This is a genomic window from Rhizobium sp. WYJ-E13, from assembly GCF_018987265.1.
Classification (GTDB): domain Bacteria; phylum Pseudomonadota; class Alphaproteobacteria; order Rhizobiales; family Rhizobiaceae; genus Rhizobium.
In genome coordinates this window covers 3,033,082-3,051,774 of record NZ_CP076853.1, presented here as the reverse complement: position 1 = coordinate 3,051,774, position 18,693 = coordinate 3,033,082, and the positions used below count along the sequence as shown (strand labels likewise).

Below are 18,693 nucleotides of genomic sequence, written 5' to 3'. Positions count from 1 at the left end.
AATCGAACAAGGATGACAGCAGTGGCACAGGCCCAGCCGCATGAGCGAATTCAGTACATCGTCGAGGGCGGCCATCGCCTTGCCGGCGAGATCCAGCCGAGCGGCAATAAGAATGCCGCCTTGCCGATCATTGCCGCCTCGCTGCTGACCGACAAGCTGGTGTATCTGACCAATGTGCCGCGTATTCGCGATGTCGAAGCGCTGGTCGAACTGATCCAGTCCGTCGGTGCTAGGGCACGCTGGCTCGGCCGCAACGAGTTGGAAATCGAAGCGAGCGATCTCAAGCCGGCCGATCTCGATCCCGGCCTCTGCGCTCGTATCCGGGCGTCCATCCTGCTTGCCGGTCCGATGCTGGCGCGCTGTGGCGAGATCACGTTGCCGCCGCCGGGCGGCGATGTCATCGGTCGCCGCCGCGTCGATACGCATTTCCTGGCTCTGGAACAGCTTGGCGCCGAAATCGGCGTCAACGGCTCCTACAGCTTCCGCGCGAAGCAGTTGCGCGGCGCCGACGTCTTCCTCGACGAACCGTCGGTCACCGCGACGGAAAACGCGCTCTGTGCGGCTGTTGCCGCCGAGGGTAAGACGATCCTGCGCAATTGCGCGTCCGAGCCGCATGTTCAGGATCTCGCGCATTTCCTCATCGCCATGGGCGCGAAGATCGAGGGTATCGGCACCAATACAATGACCATTCATGGCGGCCAACCGCTCGGTGGTGCATCGCACCGGATCGGTCCCGACCATAACGAGATCGGCTCGCTGATCGGCCTTGCTGCTGTCACCGGTTCTGAAATCACCATCCGCCGGGCGGGTGTTGAGCATCTGCGCTCGACGCTGATGACCTTCGAGCGTCTTGGCATCCGCTGCCGCATCGAGGGCGACGATCTCGTGGTGTCGGCGGGGCAGGAGATGAAGATCCAGCCGGATTTCGGCGGCCATATTCCGAAGATCGAAGACCAGCCTTGGCCGGCTTTCCCTGCCGATACGATGTCGATTGCCATCGTCACTGCCTCACAATGCGAAGGCGTGGTGCTGATGTTCGAGAAGATGTTCGAAAGCCGGATGTTCTTCGTCGACAAGCTGATCGCCATGGGCGCGCGCATCGTGCTCTGCGATCCGCATCGCGCGATCGTCGCCGGTCCTTCCAAGCTGCGGGCCGCGCAGGTGGAGAGCCCGGACATCCGCGCCGGCATGGCGATGCTGATCGCCGCTATGTGCGCCGAGGGCACCAGCGTCATCAACAATGCCCAGCAGATCGAACGCGGCTATGAGCGGATCGAGGAACGCCTGAACGCGCTCGGTGCGAGCATCACCCGCGTGCCACCGCGCGAAGCTTAATCCTCAAACGCCCAGGTGAGCGTCCAGAGTTTCGGGTGAGGCGAGAAGCGCTTCGGACGTGTTGCGGTAGGTGACCGCGCCTCGTTCGAGAACGATGACCTCGTCGGTCAGCGGCAGTACCTTGCGGGCCTTCTGCTCGACGATGATCGCCGACATGCCTTCGCCGGTGACGATGCGGCGAAGTGCGGCCAGAAGCTCGTCGACAATGATCGGGGCGAGGCCTTCCAGCGGTTCGTCGAGCAGCAGAACCTTAGGATTGAGCATCAGCGCGCGGGCAATGGCGAGCATCTGCTGCTCTCCGCCGGAGAGCTGGTTGCCGAGGTTGCGGCGGCGCTCCCTAAGGCGCGGAAACATCTGGTAGACGCGCCCGACATTCCAGGCGCCGGGGCGGGCGCTGGCCATCAGGTTCTCCTCTACCGTCAGCGAACGAAAGATGTTGCGCTCCTGCGGCACCCAGCCGATGCCGAGCGGCGCGCGCTTCTCTGCCCTAAGCCGGGTGATGTCGCGCTGCTGCAAGTGGATGGAGCCGGCATGGTGGGTGGTGACACCGATGATCGTGTTGAGCAGAGTGGTCTTGCCGGCGCCGTTGCGGCCGAGCAATGCCAGCGAGCGACCTTCCTCCAGCGTGAAATCCACCTTGGCGAGGACATGGGCCTCGCCATAGCCGGCGACGAGGCGCTCGATCCGCAGCAGTTCGGCCATCAGGCGTCCTCCCCGAGATAGATAGCTTTGACCTGCGAATCCCCAGAGATTTCGGCGACAGTCCCTTCGGCGAAGAGCGCACCGGCGGCGAGCACCGAGATGCGGTCTGCAAAGGAAAAGACGAGGTCCATATCGTGTTCGATCAATACGACCGTGACATTGGCCGGCAGGTCGCGGACGATGCCGAGGACCTCATGGCGTTCCTCTTCGGGAACGCCGGCGGCCGGCTCGTCAAGCAGCAGGACCTTCGGCTGCATGGCAATCGCCAGCGCGATCTCCAGCAGGCGCTGCTTGCCGTAGGGCAGGAGTGTTGTCGGCGTGCCCATGGCATCGACTAGGCGGAAACGCTCCAGCAGGCTGGCGGCTTCATCAGCCACTTCGCGGTCTGCCGAAAGCGGCCGCCAGGCGAAACGGCCATGGCCTTTGCGTTCGCTGATTGCCAGCATGACGGAGTCGAGAGGCGTGAAATCGCCGAAGAGCTGGTTGATCTGGAAGGTGCGGGAAAGACCCTTGCCGACGCGTCGATAGGAGGACAGGCCGGTAATGTCCTCGCCAGCGAGCAGGATCTCGCCGCTGTTCGGTGTCAGGACGCCGGTCAGCAGGTTGATGATCGTGGTCTTGCCGGCTCCGTTCGGTCCGATCAGCGCATGGCGGGCGCCCTGGCGGATCTGCAGCGAGACGTCGTTGGTGGCGACGAAGCCACCGAAGCGTTTGACGAGATGGCGGGTTTCCAGCGCAAGCGTCATTTGCTTTCCTCCGCGACGGTGTGCGGCACCTGCGTCTCGCGTTTACGTGCCGTGCCCGGCAGGAGGGTCTGCCAGCTTGTGAGACGCTCGCGTCCGACCAGAACGATGATGATGAGCACGAGGCCGATCCAGAACATCCAGTATTGCGGGGTGATGACTGAGAGCCAGTTGCGCAGGATGGAGAAGAGGACCGCGCCGAAGACGCCGCCATAGAGATAACCGACGCCGCCGATGACCAGCACCAGCAGTACCTCGGCCGATCGGTGGAAGGCGAGCACGTCGGGCGAGACGAAGCTCGTCGTCTGCGTCAGCAGGGCGCCTGCAATGCCGGCGTACGCGGCCGAGATCGTGTAGATCGCGACGATACGGCGGGCGGGCGAGACGCCGAGCATGGAGGCACGGCGCTGGTTGCGCTTGATCGCCTTCAGTGACAGACCGAAGGGCGAATTGACGATGCGGCGGGCGACGTAGGTCAGACCGACCAGCACGATCAGACAGTAGATATAGCCGGTGCGGCCCCAGAGATCGAATTCGAAATAGCCGAGGATCGGATTCAGCATCACACCGCTCAGACCGTCGGCGCCGCCGGTGAGCCAGGCTGCCTGATTGACGACTTCGGCGAGCAGCATGGCGACGCCGAAGGTGGTCATCAGGCGCGTCAGATCGGAGCCTCGCAACACGAGGAAACTTGTCAGGAAGCCGAAGAGGCCGCTCACGACAGCGGCTGCCAGCAGGCCGACGATTGGCTCGCCGGAGACATGCACAGCGAAGAGACCGGCCGCATAGGCGCCGAGGCCAAAAAAGGCGGTATGGCCGAGCGAGACTATGCCGGTATAACCGAGGATCAGATCCAGCGAGATGGCAAAGAGTGCCAGGATGGCGATCTCCGTCAGGATCAGCATTTGTGACGGCAGGACGAAGATCGCGGTGATAGCGACCAGCCAGAGAGCAAATTCCCAGATCTGCCAGCGGCCGGCGCGCTTCAAGAGCCTTATGGCCTCCATAGAGGCGTTGTTACGTTCGCCGCTCATCGGCCGCCCTCCCGGGAAAAGAGGCCATGGGGCCGGAGGATCAGCACAAGGATCATGACGGCATAGATGATAAAGGCGCCGAGCTGCGGCACGTAATATTTGCCGGCGACATCGGCGATACCGAGCAGAAGTGCTGCGATGAAGGGGCCGGTGATGGACGAGGTACCGCCAACGGTGACGACGATCATGAAATAGATGAGGTATTTCAGCGGAAAGTTCGGGTCGAGGCCAAGCAGTTCGGTGCCGAGCGCGCCGCCGAGACCGGCGAGGCCGGAACCGAGAGCGAAGGTCAGCGCGAAGATGACGGAGACATTGATGCCTAAGCCGCGCGCGACACGTCCATCATCGACGGCGGCGCGAAGCTGGCTGCCGAAGCGGGTGCGGGTGAGCGCCAGTTGGAGTGCTGCCGTCAGCACCGCGCAGATGACAATGATGAAGAGCCGGTAGCGGCCAATATCGACACCCATGAAGCCGAAGCGGCCGCTGAGTTCGGGCGGCAGATTGATCAACTGCTGCTGGCCGCCCATGAAATAGTCAATCGCGGCAATCGACATGAAGACAAGGCCGATCGAAAACAGCACCTGATCGAGATGCGACGCCGAATAGAGGCGACGGTAGAGCAGACGTTCGAGCACCACGCCGATAAACGCCGTAAGGATGAAGGCGGCCGGCAGGCACCAATAGAAGGAAATGCCGTAGCGGTTCATCATGATGACGGTGATATAGCCGCCGGCCATGGCGAAGGCGCCATGCGCCAGATTGACGAAATTCATCAGGCCCAGCGTGACCGACAATCCGCAGGCGAGAACAAAGAGAAGCATGCCGTAGGCGATGCCGTCGAACAGGATTGTCAGCATGAGACCTCACTGCATCCAGGCGGCGGAATCGCTTCCGCCGCCTGCTTCACAGGCTTACTTGGCAGCCGTATTCGGATCGTGGATCTTCGGGTAAGTCGCGAACTCGACATTGTAGAGCTCGCCATTCTTCTCTTTGACCTCGCGCATGTAGATGTCCTGTACGATGTCGCGGGTATCAGGATCGATGGTAACAGGGCCGCGCGGGCTGACGAATTCCATGCCCTTCATGGCGTCGATAAGCTTGGTTCCGTCCGTATCGCCGCCTGTCTTTTCGAGTGCGGCATAGGCGACATGCATGGCGTCATAACCGCCGACCGACATGAAGTTCGGGCGCATGTTCTTGTTGGTCTTGCGAACTTCGGCGACGAAGGCCTTGTTTTCCGGGCTGTCGTGATCGGTCGAATAGAAATGCCCGGTAATCACGCCCTTGGCAGCCGGTCCCATGCCGTTCAGGAGGTCGTCATCGGTCACGTCGCCGGTGGCGATCAGCTTGATGCCTGCATCGGCAAGGCCACGATCGATGAACTGCTTCATGAAGATTGCGCCGACGCCCGAGGGGACGAAGACAAAGAGGGCATCAGGCTTGGCATCGCGCACGCGCTGAAGGAAGGGGGCGAAATCCGGGTTCTGCAAGGGAACACGGAGCGCTTCGACGACCGTGCCGCCTTCCTTCTTGAACTGGTCGGTAAAGCCCTTTTCGATGTCGATGCCTGGACCGTAATCGGTCACCAGCGTGACGACCCGCTTCATATTGTTCTGGACGGCCCAAGTGGCGACCGGAACTGCGGATTGCGGGCCGGCCATCGAGGTGCGCACGAAATAGGGCGACTGTTTCATGATGGCTGAGGTCGTGGCCGAAGTGATGATGGCCGGGACCTTGGCTTGGTTCAGAACCGGGGCGACACCCATGGCAAGTGGCGTCAGGCCGAAGCCGACGAGCATCTTGACGCCATCATTGACGACGAGTTCCTGGGCGATGCGACGGGTCTGATCGGCGGTGCCGGCATCGTCACGCAGGACAAGTTCGATCTTCTTGCCTGCAACCGTGTCGCCATTGATTGCCATGTATGCGCGAGCGCCAGCCTCGACCTGGCGTCCGGTTGAGGCGAAAGGACCCGTCATCGGCAGGATCACGCCGATCTTGACCGTTTCCTGTGCAAATGCAGGCAAGCCGGCAAGCGTGGCGAGCGCCGCGCCGGCTATCAATAGTCTTCTCGAAAACGAAATCATGTATACTCCTCCCATTGTTGCGCACCATATCTCTCTCCGGGAGATATGCCCGCGACCTGAACGTTTTCCCTCTCTCCTCCAGAGGAAAAAGCTGATGTCGCGAAATTGCTCAGCAACATCAATGTATACATAAAACTCGACATGGCACAAGGTGCCGCCATCAGTCAGACCCCCCAATTGGGCTTGGCAAAACGGCCATGAAAGCTTCGGCCGACGGTGTTCGCGCTCCTGATTTTGCGTTTTGCCAAAGCAAAATTTCGATCGTCGCAACTCTGTCATATAGCTATGGCGAGAACGTGCTTTATCGAGCGGATTGAATAGGGAGCGTGCCATGATCGAAAACACTCAGCTCGACCGTATCAAGAACGAAATCGCCGACAGCTTCGACGAGGAGCTGGAAATGCAGATGGAGGAGGACCGGCTCGACGAGCTGGTTGCTGAAGGCATGTCAGGCCCGGCCGAGCAGACGCTCGACCGCAAGCTCTATTTCCGCGAGCTCTTCCGCCTGCAGCATGAGCTCGTTCGTCTTCAGGACTGGGTCCAGTACAAGAAGCTCAAGGTCGTCGTGCTTTTCGAAGGCCGCGACTCCGCCGGCAAGGGCGGCGCGATCAAGCGCGTGACCCAGCGCCTCAACCCGCGTGTCTGCCGCGTGGTCGCCCTTCCGGCACCGACCGAGCGCGAACGGAACCAGTGGTATTTCCAGCGCTATGTTCCACATCTGCCGTCAGCGGGCGAAATGGTGCTCTTCGACCGCAGCTGGTACAATCGCGCCGGTGTCGAGCGTGTGATGGGCTTCTGCACGAAGGATGAGCTGGAAGAGTTCTTCCGTTCGGTGCCGGAATTCGAGCGCATGCTGGTGCGTTCCGGCATCATCCTCATCAAGTATTGGTTCTCGATCACCGATGAGGAGCAGGAATTCCGCTTCAACATGCGTATCCACGATCCGCTGAAACAGTGGAAGCTTTCGCCGATGGACCTGCAGAGCCGTGTTCACTGGGAGGAATATACCAAGGCCAAGGAAGAGATGCTTGACCGCACGCATATCGACGAAGCGCCGTGGTGGATCGTCCAGGCGGTGGACAAGAAGCGAGCGCGCTTGAACTGCATCGCGCATCTGCTGGGCCAGATCCCTTATGAGGACGTGCCGAAGCAGGAGATCGTGCTTCCTGAGCGCGTGCGCCACGACGATTATCAACGCAGCGCCGTTCCTCAGGAAATGTACGTTCCCGAAGTCTATTGATTGCAAAGGTTGCTGCTGGTCTCCGGCAGCAACATCTCAATGCGCCGATTGCTGCTTGGCTCGGGCGACGATCTGCGTCGGATTGACGAATTGCAGGGCGATGATGAGCCAGAAGAGCGTCGTCACCATATAGACCACCGCCATCGCATCGATCGACTGGCTGGCGCGTACGCCGGATGCGAAGACCGCGTAATAAAGAGAGACGACGAGCGTCTGGGTCTGCGGTCCGGCGATGAGGAAGGTCAGCTCGAACATCGCCAGCGTGCGTACCAGAACGAGTAGAAGTGCTGCCAGCATGCCGGGCAGCAAGAGCGGCAGCAGGATACGGATGAAGAGGCTGGTGGTGCCCGCACCGAAGACGCGGGCGGCCGCTTCGATGCGCGGATCGATCTGCTCGATGAAGGGGATCATGACGAGCACGACGAAGGGGAAAGACGGCACGAGATTGATCAGTACTACGCCCCAGAACGTGCCGCCGAGACCCAGCTGGTAAAGGACTGTGGCCAGCGGAATACCATAGGTCAGCGGTGGAATCAGCAGCGGCAGCAGGAAGAGCAGGATGATGGCGCGCTTGCCCGGAAAGTCGCGCCGCGCCAGTGAATAGGCGGTCATCACGCCGAGAATGCCGGAGATGAGGACGACGACGAAGGCCATCTCGAAGGTGACGATGACGACGCTGGAAAGCTGGAACTCTTTCCAGGCGCTGAAGTACCAGCGATCCGTCCAGCCGCGTGGCAGCCATGTGCCGAGCCAGCGTGTGGCGAAGGAATTGACGATCACGGCTGCGATGACTGCAAGCAAATTGAGGACGAAGAGGGTGGCGAGCGCCCAGACGGCGATACGCCAGATCTTCGAAGTAAGACCCTGGTCACGGATCATGGCTCAGCCTTTCGTGCCGCCGGCAGGGCCGCGGTAGAAGAACGAACGTGCGCCGAGAATGGCGACGACAACGATGAGCTCGACGCCACCCATGATGAGGGCGATCGCCGTGCCGTAGGAATGGTCATACTGCTCGAAAGCGGCCTGATAGGCGGCGATCGAGATGACCCGCGTCGGCCCGGCCGGAGCGCCGAGCAGGACGGCGGACGGGAAAACGGCGAAGGCCTGCACGAAAGAGAGGCAGAAGGTCACGGCAAGGCCGGGCACCAGGAGCGGCAGGAAAACGCGCATGAAGCGCCGCCGTGCATTGGCGCCGAGCGTGGCGGCAGCCTGCTCGATCGCTGGGTCGATGCCGGTGATGTAGGACAGCGTCAGCAGGAAGGCGAAGGGAAAACCGGTTATCAGCAGCGAGGCAAAGACGCCCCAGTAGTTGTTGGTGAGCTTGACTGGCGAATCCAGGATGCCGAACAGGATCAACGTCTCGTTGAACCAGCCTCGCGGGCCGAGAAAGGTCAGCAGGCCATCAGCGACGAAGACGGTGCCGAGCGTGATCGGCAGCACGAGGATCGTCGTCAGCAGACGCTGGCGGCGCATCAGCCGGACGCGAAACGCAACAGGGACTGCGAAAGCCAGGTTGACGATGGTAACAGGCAAGGCGAGCCACATGGTATTGGCGATCGTGCCGTACTGGAACTGGTCGGAGAAGAACTTCGCGTAGTTCTCGTACCAGCTCCCGCCATCCTTCGGCATCAGCGAATCTGCCACGCCATAGACGAAGGGATAGATGAAGAGGGCGATCATGAATATGAGGCCTGGCAGCACAAGCAGCGTTGTGCCGTCGAGGCCTTGTGCGGCAAGCCTGGTTTTCAGCGACGGGCCGCTCATGCTGCCCCCTTGAAGACGAGCGAGCGGCCTGCGACTGGCTGAAGCGAGGCGGCGGCACCGCGCGGCAAAGCATCATCGGCGCGGAAATAGAGTTCCGATCCATCCTTCGAGCGGGCCATGCCGAAGAAAGCGCGGCCGCGATATTCGGTGCTGGCAACGGTGACGGGGATGCCGGTGCCGTCGGTAGTCGCGACGAGGTCTTCCGGACGTACGGAGAGAACGGCGGCATCGCCGACCTTGAGCGTATCGCGCATGGTGCCGGTCAGCCGCGCGCCGGGGGCTTCGATTTCTGCCTCATTACCGGAGACGGAGACCACGCGACCGGGAATGCGGGTGCGGAAGCCCATGAAATCGGCAACATTGAGGTTGACCGGTCGCTGGTAGAGATCCTGCGGCGTGCCGATCTGCTGAATATGGCCCTGGCTCATGACGACGATACGGTCGGCAAGCGAAAGTGCCTCATCTTGGTCGTGTGTGACATAGATGGTGGTCGAGCCGATCTGATCGTGGATGCCGCGGATTTCGGCGCGCATTTCCAGGCGCAGCTTGGCGTCGAGGTTGGAGAGTGGTTCGTCCATCAGCACGATCGGCGGGCGGATGACGATAGCGCGGGCAATGGCGACGCGCTGCTGCTGGCCGCCGGAGAGCTGGCCGGGCAGCTTGTCCGCCTGGTTTTCGAGGCGCACGAGGGCCAGTGCATCGATGACGCGTTTGTCGGCCTCGGCGCCGCGAATACCTTGCATAGCAAGGCCGAAGCCGACATTCTTGCGCACGCTCATATGCGGGAAGAGGGCGTAGCTCTGGAAGACCATGCCGAAGCCACGCTTTTCCGGCTCCAGTTGGTCGATGCGGTTGCCGCCGAGGCGGATTTCACCGCCGGAAAGGCCAAGCAGGCCGGCTATGCAATTCAGCGCCGTGGATTTGCCGCAACCGGAGGGGCCGAGAAGCGCGATAAATTCGCCGGGTTCAATCGCGAGGTCGATCCCGTCGAGGGCGTTATAGGCGCCGAAGGATCGCCTGATGCCATCAAGCTCAAGGCGCGCATTCTTCCGCGATGACAGCGCTGCTGCGTTTTGAACCGGCAAAGTCAATGCGATCTCCATTTATCGGCGGTCATGCCGCTAGAAATCCGGCGCCGGAAACCGGCGCCGGCTCATTCGATTATCAGGGCTCAGCCCTTCTTGGCGCCGATCTTTTCGTCCCAGATGCGGAAGGCCTGCACGAGCTGCTTGGGCTCGAGCGGCACTTCCAGCGGGCTGCCGGCGATCCAGTCGGCATATTCCGGCCGGCCGAATTCCTTGATGATTTCCTGGCTTTCTGAGGGGGCCATTTCGAGGGTGACGTCCTTGACCGCCGGGCCGGGATAGAAATAGCCGGCGTCATAGGCGATCGCCTGCTGCTGTGGCTGGTAGATGTGGTTGAGGACGTCGAGCAGAACGCCGATCTTCTCGTCGGAAACGCCCTTCGGAATCGCCGCATAGTGCGCGTCGGTGACCCAGTGGAAACCTTCGAGCTTGCCGACCTTGGCTTCCTCTGGGACGATGCCGAGTGCGCGCGGGTTGATATCCCATCCGGTCGTCGTAGCGACGATGTCGCGTGTGCCTTCGCCGAGTTCCTTGAAAACGATTGTGGTGCCGGTCGGGTAGTATTCGATGTTCTCGCCGAGCGCAGCCAGATATTCCCAGGTCTTGGCCCAGCCATTGACAGGGTCGCGCGGGTTGCTGTCGCCGAGCAGATAGGGCAGGCCCATCAGCAGCGTGCGGCCGGGGCCGGAATTTGCAGGGCGGGCATAGAGGAACTTGTTCTTGTTCTGCTTCGTCCAGTCGAGCAGCTCCTGTGCCGTCTTCGGCGGGGTCGCCACCTTGTCAGGCATGTATTCGATCAACGGGCCGGACGGGTAATAGGTGATGACGACGCCCTGATCCTTGGCCAGCGCCTGCATCTTGAATGCCTGCGGCAGCAGGATGCTTTCAAGGTTGGGAAGTGCCGACTTGTGGCTGGACAGGTCGATCCAGAGACCTTGGTCGACACCGGCTGAAAGCGCGTCCGTGCCGGTCAGTACGAGGTCGATATCGACCTTGCCGGCGGCTTGCTGGGCCTGGATCTTGGCCGGCAGCTCCGGGGCCGGGGCCTTGGTGAAGGAGAAGCTGGAGACGAATTCCGGCTTCGCTTTGGCGTAGTTTTCGAACATGCCCTGCGTCAGCGCCAGGTTGCCGGCGACATCGACGATGGTGATGGTCACCGGGCTTGCAGGCGCCTTCGCCTGAGCGAAAGCCCGAAACGGCAACATCCCGGCCGCGGCGACGCCGGCAGCTCCGCCGACGAATGTTCTGCGTGTGATCTTCATTCTATCCTCCTCCATTACGGCGGTGCCGGCCTTTGACCCCGAGCGCCGCCCGTTTGCATCGCAATGCACGTCCCATGCCTCGATGCGCCGGTTTTTCGGCGGCATCAAATGTTCGCAGCTCGAAGCTTTTCCTCCGGGTGCAATGCCATGCCGGCGTTCTCCTCCGCGGCATGTCTTGGCAACAGAATTCAATTGATATACTAGTATGCACGAAAGTGTCAACGTCCTGAGATCATGCATGCGGCAGGCTTCCGACCCTGAACTCCTCGCCTTCCCGGCACCGCGCGATGCCGGCGGAAAGATCCGGCGCGTGACGACGGCGGCGGCAATCCACGAGCGGCTGCATGCCGATATCGTGTCGCTGAGGATTCCACCTGGCACGGTGCTGCAGGAAAAGCGCATCGCCGAGGATTTCGGCGTCAGCCGTACGCCTGTGCGTGAAGCGCTGCTGAGGCTCTCCGAAGGCGGCCTCGTCGATATCTATCCGCAATCGGGCACGGTGGTTTCGCGGGTGCCGGTCTCTGCGATTCCGGAGGCCGTCGTCGTGCGCAAGGCGCTCGAGGGAACGACGGTCGAGATGGCGGCAAGTATTGCGACGGAGGCTGACATTGCGCGCCTCGATGTGATTATCGCCCGGCAGAAGACCCATGCCGCACTTGGCAATGCCTCAAGCTTCCACGAAGAGGACGAAGCCTTCCACGAGGCGATCACGCAGATTGCCGGTTATCCTGGTATCTGGACAATTCTGAAGACGGTGAAGGTGCAGATCGACCGAGCGCGGCGCCTGACGCTGCCAGTGCTTGGCCGCATGGACAACGTCGTGCGCGAACACATGGAGATCCGCGACGCCATCGCGGCGCATGATATCGCAGCGGCGCGGGAAGCCATGATTCATCACTTGAGCGCCGTTATACCCGACGTGGCGGAACTGCGATCGCAGTTCCCTGACTATTTCTGCTGAGAAAACGAACGATAGACCAAGGGAGAGAAACGAAATGCGGCAAGGTTGGAGATGGTTCGGGCCGGAGGCGCCGGTCACGCTGGACGAGGTGCGCCAAACCGGTGCGACGAATATCGTTTCGTCGTTGCATCAGGTGCCGATCGGTCGCGTATGGACCGAGGCGGAGGTGCGCGAGCGCCAGTCGCTGATCGAAACGACGCCTGCCGGCCGCTCTCAACTGACCTGGAGCGTCGTCGAAAGCATCCCGATCCCCGATGCCGTCAAGCGCAAGGGCGGGCAGGCCAAGGCTGAAATCGAAGCCTGGGTCGCCAGCCTCGAAGCTGTCGCTGCCTGCGGCATCCCGATCGTCTGCTACAACTTCATGCCAGTGGTCGACTGGACGCGCACCGACCTCGACTATGTCACGCCGACCGGCGCAACCGCCATGCGCTTCGATCATGAGCGCTTTGCCGCCTTCGAGCTGTTCGTCCTACAGCGCCCGGGTGCAGCCGAGGAATATTCCGACGAAGACAAGGCGCGAGCCAAGACCGTCTATGAAAGTATGACCGAAGCGGAAATCGCCGAAATTACCCGCATCATCACCTCGGCTCTGCCCGGCTCGACGACCGAGCCGTTGACCATCCCGGCGTTCCGCGAGAAGCTCGTCGCCTACCAGGGCATCGATGCGAAGAAGCTTCGCCAGCATCTCATCGAGTTCCTGGAAGCTGTCGTGCCGGCTGCGGAAGCGCGCGGCGTAAAGCTGACGCTGCACCCTGACGATCCGCCGCGCTCGCTGTTCGGCCTGCCGCGCATCGCTTCGACGGCTGAGGATTATGCAGCGCTTTTCGATGCCGTGCCGGCTGCGGCCAACGGCATGTGCTACTGCACCGGCAGTCTAGGCGTGCGCGCCGACAACGACCTGCCGGCAATTGCCCGTCGCTTTGCCTCGCGTATCTATTTCGCCCATCTGCGCGCCACGACCCGCGAGGGCGATGGCCGCACCTTCCATGAAAGTGCGCATCTCGAAGGCGATGTGAACATGGTTGCCGTACTGAAGGAGCTGGTTGCCGAGGACCGCCGCCGCCGCGCCGATCAGTCGATCGTGTTCCGCTCGGATCATGGCCACCGCATGCTCGACGACCTGCAGAAGAATGTCACACCCGGCTATCCGGCAATCGGCCGTCTTCGCGGTCTCGCCGAACTGCGCGGCATTCTGCATGCGCTTGATGCGCCGCCGACCTGATTTCTCTGCTTTTATGCAATGCCAGCAAAACGGCTGTACAGTTTTGCTGGACCTTGCGAAAAAGAGGAGACCCCGTCGATGAAGAGAAAAGCCTCATGTTCATGCGGCGCCCTCGCACTCATAGCACATGGCCGCCCTCGAAAGGTATCGGTCTGTCATTGCAACGCATGTCAGCGCCGGACCGGATCGAGCTTCGGAGTCGCGGTCTTTTTTGCCGCTGAGGCAACCGAAGAAACTGGCAAGGCCGCCGTCTATCGCCGGATCGGAGACAGTGGCAGATCGCTGGAATTTTACTTTTGTCCGGCTTGCGGCACCACGGTTTTCTGGAAACCCGAATTCCGGCCTGGGCTCACAGCGGTGGCACTCGGTTGCTTCGACGACAAACAGGGATTGGAGCCGTCTCAGACGGTATACGACGAAAATCGTGACAAATGGGTCCTAATCGAGGTGATGCCTGTTTCACCCGCATGACGTCTACCCGCTTCGTCGGAAAAGGTCGGATTCATCATAGCGGTCGATCAGTTCCTGCGGCCAGTTACCGGCGATGATGTCGGTGCGCAAGCCGAGCTTGTCGGCTTGCGGAAAGCTGTCAGCGCCAGACGGGGATTAGAAATGCGCCCCGCTTATGTCTTCCGGGCGGCGATGCGCGGCAATGCGGACCGGCAGGTATTCATAGATCGGATTTTCCGGTTCCAGACGCAGAAGCGCACAATGGAACTTGTAATTCGCACCGGTCATGATGTTGGAGAAGATCACATCCATCAGGATGTTCTTCCCGACGCTGATAAATATCGGACGCTTGAGCTTTATCATGGCGTTCACCTCGTTTTTCTATCCAGTGAACTGGATATAACAAGGTATATATTACTTTTTTTATTTTAGCATTGAATTATACATAGGTGTATAATTTGAAATAACCTAGACACGGAAATAATACTCCGGCATGAGACGCAGTGGAGCCTTACGGCTTCAAAGCCATTTCCAGGTAATTGATGAGGGAATCGAACTCAACCGGCTTGCCGAGAAAGGCCAGGGCACCGCCTTCCATGGCGGCCGTGCGGGTTCGTTCGTCGCGATAGGATGTCATGAAGATCATCGGCGGCTTTTCAGGTTCGCCGTTGAGGATTTCCTGCAGTTCGATGCCGCTGAGGCCCGGCATCTTGACGTCAACCAGCATGCAGTCGATCGCCGCTCTGTCGTCAAAGGCCAGAAATTCTTCCGCAGAGGCAAAAAGCTTGCTCTGGTAGCCGCAGGAGTGGATCAGATCATCGAGCGCCTCCCGAATGGCCTGGTCGTCGTCAACGACCGCGATTGTGGATGTATGTGACACGAGATTGGTAGCCTTGCTTATTCTTGTATTACCTGGGTTTCATTATGGGGCTCGGGATTGTCTCGCGGTATCATACAAGGGTCTAGGTTCCGCTATCTGCCTTCCAGCATCTCGGACTTGCGCACCAGGTCGGCTACTGAGCGGACCTGCATCTTGCGCATCACATTGCCGCGATGCAGCTTTACGGTGATTTCGCTGATGCCGAGATCGTAAGCGATCTGCTTGTTCATCAAGCCCTTGACGACGGCAGCCATCACTTCCCGCTCGCGAGGGGTCAGCGTATCGACCAGCGAGGCAACGGCGTCGCTCGCGGCCATCTCTCGCCGGCGAGCCATGTCCTTTTCGATCGCGACGCCAACGGCGTCGAGAATATCCTGATCGCGGAAGGGTTTGGTCAGGAAGTCGACGGCGCCGGCCTTCATGGCGCGCACGCTCATCGGAATATCACCGAAGCCGGTCATGAAGACGATCGGCATCCTGCTGCCGATCCGTTCGAGATGAAGCTGAAAATCCAGGCCGCTGAGACCGGGCAGGCGCACATCGAGAAGGATACAACCGGGCCGGTGCAGATCGGCCTTGTCGAGAAAAGCTGTCGTCGTGGCGAAGGAGGAGGCTTCCATCTGGATCGACCGAAAGAGATCGACCAGCGACTCGCGGATAGATTCGTCATCATCGACGACATAGACGATCGGCAATGCGGACTGAGCGGCTGCCTTCGATGCGGCATTAGTGTCGGTCATGGTCGTCCTCAATCGGTATGATCATTTCGAAGATGGCGCCGCCCTCAGGATGGTTACCGGCGGTGAGCTGGCCGCCTCTGGCTTCCAGCGTGCTGCGGCAGATGGAGAGCCCCATGCCCATCCCGGCGGGCTTGGTCGTGAAGAAGGGGGTGAAGAGCTTCGCCATGGCCTCCTCGCTGATGCCGGGGCCGAAATCCCTGACGGAGAGCGTCACGAATATATCATCCTTCCTGGCGAGCGAGATCAGAATCTTGCGCTGGTCGATTGCTGTTTCCTGCATGGCCTGTATGGCGTTGGTAACGAGATTGATCAGCACCTGCTGCAGCTCGATCCGGATCGCTTTCACCGCGGGCGGCTTTTCGGCCGGGTCGAGCTCGAAGCTCACCATGTCTCGCTGGAAGTCGTGCTCCATCAAGGCGCGGGTTTCCTCGATCAGCGCTTCGAGATCGACATATTCAGGCGTGCGGTCGGTATGGGACAGCATGGAGCGGGTGTTGTGGATGATTTCGCTTGCGCGCTGGCTGTCGCGGATAATGCGCTCGGCCGAGCGGCGCACGGCGGCAAGATCTGGCGGTTCGCGGTTCAGCCAGCGAAGCAGCGTCTGTGCATTGACGACAATGGCGCCAAGCGGCTGGTTGAGTTCATGGGCGAGGGAGGCGGAAAGCGTGCCGACGGTTGCTGCGCGTGAAGCGCGGGCAAGCTCGTCCTGTGCTTCACGCAGGGCCTTCTGCATCATTTCCCGCTGGGTGATATCCACCATGCCGACCACCACGCGGTTGAAGGCGGCGGGATCCTCGGGAAAGCTCATGCTCATGATGACGAGCCGGGTCTCGCCGTTTTCAGTGACCAGGTTGCCCTTGCCCTCGAAATGCCGCTCTCCGCGAAAGATGGCATTCATCAGCTCCAGAAAAGTATCGTCGTCAGGGGCGATGTAACGGCGCATCGTGCGCGATGGCAGGCCGTCGGCGACATGGCCGAGCAGCTCCAGGGCCGCATCGTTGAAGGCGATGGTGCGGATGAGGCCCGTGCAGGTGGCGATGATACCGGGATTCGTTCGATAGTAGTCCTTGAGGTCGCTCACACCTTCCGCCTTCAAGGACATCAGGAAGGCGCGCACTCCGGAATAATCGCGCTCCCAGAGCGCAATGCGGCTATGCTCGAAAATATAGCGGAAGCGGGTCTCGCTGTCGCGAAGATGCAGGTTGGCCTCGATAAGCCCGGCGCGCGCGGTTTCGTTCCGGAGAATGAGGGCACAGGTGATGGTAATCGCGGCCAGAGAAACCGCAAAGCGCAACTGCGCCGGAACATCTTCCACCAAGCCGTGCGAATAGAGATAGGCAAAAAGTGTTAGAGCGGCGCAGATCACCGCAAGCAGCGCTGTTCCGATCCTCGTCAGCATTTCTGCGGCCAGCAGCAGCACGATCACATAGAGAACCGCGATGGCGCTTTGGATCTCGGTGAAGGTATCGACGTAGAATACGGCGGCGCCAAGAACCAGTGCGATCAGGCCAAGCGTGATTTCATGCGAAGGTTTTCCTCGCCGGTTGATCAGTTTCAGCAATACAGATGGTCCCATGCCCCCTCGCTGTGGCTCCGGTCTTTATTCACACCGGTTAACTCTGCGTAGCTTAATGCGGTGTTTGGCCGCGCAAAGCTATACAAAAGTGTTGGAAGTAAAGGGCGAATAAGGCCGGTGAACCAAAAGGAAAGACCGTCCCGGGCGGCGGGACGGTCTATGGCGGATGGGAGGATCCGCGGGGCTTTGGCGGAGGGGAACGCCTGCCCTAGAGGTGGCAAGGGGCGGTGCCACCAGCTTGAAACCGTGAATGGTCAGGTCGGTTCCGAGCTACGACTTGAAGATAGATCGAAGAGCTTGTCCACATAACTATACTTAGGTTTTGGTCCGGCCATACGAAGCGGCAGGTCCGTTTCTGTGTAAATGGCTTCGAAACTTGTCCTGATGACTTCCGCAACAATAACGCTGCAGATGGCACGCAAACGGATGAGAATCCATCGGACCTTGTCACGACTTCCATGGCGTGCCGAGGCGTCGCAGCAAGGGAAGCCCATGGCGCAGGCACCTGTGGCGCGATATCTCATTTTGAGATAATCGCATCGAATAAACCTATTTGTCACAATAGTGTCGCCACGCCATAGTCCTAACAGGGAGAAACACTTTTAGGACATTGCTGTGGAATATGTGCGCTTTGGCCAGACCGGCCTGAAGGTTTCGTCGCTTTGCCTTGGTACCATGGGTATCGGCACATCCAAGTGGAAGGGTTGGGTGCTCGATGAGGAGAAGTCGGTGCCGATCCTCAAGAAGGCGCTCGATGTCGGCATCAACTTCTTCGACATGGCGGACTGGTATTCGACCGGTGTCAACGAGCAGGTCGTTGCGCGCACACTTTTGTCGCTGACGGACCGCGAAAGGCTGGTGCTCGCCAGCAAGGCCTTCTACCCGATGAGCGACGATCCGAACGACAAAGGCCTGTCGCGCAAGCATCTGATGGCGTCGATCGACAAGTCGCTGAAGCAGATGGGGACTGACTATGTCGATCTCTACGTCATCCACGCCTTTGACCCGGAAACGCCTGTTGAAGAGACGATGAGCGCGCTCCACGATATCGTGAAGTCAGGCAAGGCGCGTTATATCGGCGCCTCCACCATGTATTCCTGGCAGTTCGCCAAGATGAATCATGTCGCCGACAAGAACGGCTGGACGCGGTTCGTGAACATGCAGTGCCAGTATTCGCTGCTCTACCGCGAGGAGGAGCGCGAAATGATGCCTTACTGCAGGGACGAGGGCATCGCGGTTACCACCTTCTCGCCGCTCGCCCGCGGTTATCTTGCCGGTGGCGGTTCTGCGCCGCGTATCGCCCATGACCTCTATCTCGACTGGTTCGGCGACGAGATCGACCAGGAGATTGCCAAGCGCGTCAACGAAGTCGCTGCCAAGCGCGGCAAGACGGCGAGCCAGATCGCCCAGGCCTGGGTCATCGGTTCCGGCAACAGCACGGTTCCGATCGTCGGCACGGAGAGCCCCGAGCATGTCGTTGCCGCGATCGAAGCTGCTGCGATCGAGCTCACGGCCGAAGAACGCACCTTCCTTGAAGAGCCCTACCGCCCGCGCGACATGATCAACGACTATAATCCGATCCGTCGCCCCCGCGCTCTTTCGAAGGCATAAT

The 18,693-nt window shown here is 60.5% G+C and carries 19 protein-coding genes; 6 read left to right on the top strand and 13 right to left on the bottom strand.

The window, feature by feature from the left end; genetic code table 11:
- Nucleotides 1-21: 21 nt before the first annotated feature.
- Entirely contained in the window at nucleotides 22-1,335 is a 1,314-nt protein-coding gene (murA, locus tag KQ933_RS15340; RefSeq protein WP_253958246.1) for a UDP-N-acetylglucosamine 1-carboxyvinyltransferase, read from the top strand.
- A gap of 3 nt (nucleotides 1,336-1,338) precedes the next feature.
- On the opposite strand, the gene KQ933_RS15335 is transcribed toward murA, so the two are convergent.
- From KQ933_RS15335 to KQ933_RS15315, 5 genes are read right to left on the bottom strand one after another with little or no spacing between them, the layout of a single operon-like run.
- Nucleotides 1,339-2,037 (bottom strand): ABC transporter ATP-binding protein, encoded by a 699-nt coding sequence (locus KQ933_RS15335; RefSeq protein WP_216755686.1) that lies wholly within the window; start codon nucleotides 2,035-2,037, stop codon nucleotides 1,339-1,341.
- Nucleotides 2,037-2,783, bottom strand: a complete 747-nt coding sequence (locus tag KQ933_RS15330; protein WP_216755685.1) for an ABC transporter ATP-binding protein — start codon at nucleotides 2,781-2,783, stop codon at nucleotides 2,037-2,039. The genes KQ933_RS15335 and KQ933_RS15330 overlap by 1 nt, the downstream gene beginning before the upstream one ends.
- Nucleotides 2,780-3,814, bottom strand: a complete 1,035-nt coding sequence (locus tag KQ933_RS15325; RefSeq protein WP_216755684.1) for a branched-chain amino acid ABC transporter permease — start codon at nucleotides 3,812-3,814, stop codon at nucleotides 2,780-2,782. The genes KQ933_RS15330 and KQ933_RS15325 overlap by 4 nt, the downstream gene beginning before the upstream one ends.
- On the bottom strand, nucleotides 3,811-4,671 hold the full coding sequence (locus KQ933_RS15320) for a branched-chain amino acid ABC transporter permease (RefSeq protein WP_216755683.1): 861 nt from the start codon (nucleotides 4,669-4,671) through the stop codon (nucleotides 3,811-3,813). Before KQ933_RS15320 ends, KQ933_RS15325 begins: the two co-directional genes overlap by 4 nt.
- A 54-nt stretch (nucleotides 4,672-4,725) precedes the next feature.
- On the bottom strand, nucleotides 4,726-5,901 hold the full coding sequence (locus tag KQ933_RS15315) for an ABC transporter substrate-binding protein (protein ID WP_216755682.1): 1,176 nt from the start codon (nucleotides 5,899-5,901) through the stop codon (nucleotides 4,726-4,728).
- Between the two features lie 331 nt (nucleotides 5,902-6,232).
- Between KQ933_RS15315 and ppk2 the strand changes: the two genes are divergently transcribed.
- On the top strand, nucleotides 6,233-7,141 hold the full coding sequence (ppk2, locus tag KQ933_RS15310; protein ID WP_216755681.1) for a polyphosphate kinase 2: 909 nt from the start codon (nucleotides 6,233-6,235) through the stop codon (nucleotides 7,139-7,141).
- Between the two features lie 36 nt (nucleotides 7,142-7,177).
- Here ppk2 and KQ933_RS15305 read toward each other — a convergent pair whose 3' ends face one another.
- The 4 genes from KQ933_RS15305 to KQ933_RS15290 all read right to left on the bottom strand — a co-directional run bounded on the left by KQ933_RS15305 (nucleotide 7,178) and on the right by KQ933_RS15290 (nucleotide 11,252).
- Entirely contained in the window at nucleotides 7,178-8,020 is an 843-nt protein-coding gene (locus tag KQ933_RS15305) for an ABC transporter permease (RefSeq protein WP_216755680.1), read from the bottom strand.
- A gap of 3 nt (nucleotides 8,021-8,023) precedes the next feature.
- Nucleotides 8,024-8,905 carry an ABC transporter permease gene (locus KQ933_RS15300; RefSeq protein ID WP_216755679.1) on the bottom strand — a complete coding sequence of 294 codons (882 nt, stop codon included), beginning with the start codon at nucleotides 8,903-8,905 and terminating at the stop codon, nucleotides 8,024-8,026.
- Complete coding sequence (locus KQ933_RS15295; protein ID WP_216755678.1) at nucleotides 8,902-10,008, bottom strand: ABC transporter ATP-binding protein; 1,107 nt, start codon at nucleotides 10,006-10,008, stop codon at nucleotides 8,902-8,904. Before KQ933_RS15295 ends, KQ933_RS15300 begins: the two co-directional genes overlap by 4 nt.
- 68 nt (nucleotides 10,009-10,076) lie before the next feature.
- A complete protein-coding gene (locus KQ933_RS15290) occupies nucleotides 10,077-11,252 on the bottom strand; it encodes an extracellular solute-binding protein (protein ID WP_216755677.1) in 1,176 nt (391 codons plus the stop codon).
- Nucleotides 11,253-11,490: 238 nt separating this feature from the next.
- Between KQ933_RS15290 and KQ933_RS15285 the strand changes: the two genes are divergently transcribed.
- Genes KQ933_RS15285 through KQ933_RS15275 form a run of 3 tightly spaced genes read left to right on the top strand, consistent with a single transcriptional unit; the run spans nucleotide 11,491 to nucleotide 13,906 of the window.
- Nucleotides 11,491-12,213 (top strand): GntR family transcriptional regulator, encoded by a 723-nt coding sequence (locus tag KQ933_RS15285; protein WP_216755676.1) that lies wholly within the window; start codon nucleotides 11,491-11,493, stop codon nucleotides 12,211-12,213.
- 34 nt (nucleotides 12,214-12,247) lie between these two features.
- Nucleotides 12,248-13,435 carry a mannonate dehydratase gene (gene uxuA, locus KQ933_RS15280; RefSeq protein ID WP_216755675.1) on the top strand — a complete coding sequence of 396 codons (1,188 nt, stop codon included), beginning with the start codon at nucleotides 12,248-12,250 and terminating at the stop codon, nucleotides 13,433-13,435.
- Between the two features lie 18 nt (nucleotides 13,436-13,453).
- Nucleotides 13,454-13,906, top strand: coding sequence for a GFA family protein (locus tag KQ933_RS15275; RefSeq protein WP_367882481.1), 453 nt, complete (start codon nucleotides 13,454-13,456; stop codon nucleotides 13,904-13,906).
- Nucleotides 13,907-14,041: 135 nt separating this feature from the next.
- Here the strand turns inward: KQ933_RS15275 and KQ933_RS15270 are convergent, their stop codons facing one another.
- From KQ933_RS15270 to KQ933_RS15255, 4 genes are all read right to left on the bottom strand, one after another.
- Complete coding sequence (locus KQ933_RS15270) at nucleotides 14,042-14,248, bottom strand: hypothetical protein (protein ID WP_216755673.1); 207 nt, start codon at nucleotides 14,246-14,248, stop codon at nucleotides 14,042-14,044.
- A gap of 148 nt (nucleotides 14,249-14,396) precedes the next feature.
- Nucleotides 14,397-14,765, bottom strand: coding sequence for a response regulator transcription factor (locus KQ933_RS15265; RefSeq protein WP_216755672.1), 369 nt, complete (start codon nucleotides 14,763-14,765; stop codon nucleotides 14,397-14,399).
- Nucleotides 14,766-14,857: 92 nt separating this feature from the next.
- Complete coding sequence (locus tag KQ933_RS15260; protein WP_216755671.1) at nucleotides 14,858-15,505, bottom strand: response regulator transcription factor; 648 nt, start codon at nucleotides 15,503-15,505, stop codon at nucleotides 14,858-14,860.
- Nucleotides 15,492-17,081 (bottom strand): ATP-binding protein, encoded by a 1,590-nt coding sequence (locus KQ933_RS15255; RefSeq protein WP_216755670.1) that lies wholly within the window; start codon nucleotides 17,079-17,081, stop codon nucleotides 15,492-15,494. Before KQ933_RS15255 ends, KQ933_RS15260 begins: the two co-directional genes overlap by 14 nt.
- Before the next feature lie 615 nt (nucleotides 17,082-17,696).
- Between KQ933_RS15255 and KQ933_RS15250 the strand changes: the two genes are divergently transcribed.
- Complete coding sequence (locus tag KQ933_RS15250) at nucleotides 17,697-18,692, top strand: aldo/keto reductase (protein WP_216755669.1); 996 nt, start codon at nucleotides 17,697-17,699, stop codon at nucleotides 18,690-18,692.
- The last annotated feature ends 1 nt before the right edge of the window (nucleotide 18,693 follow it).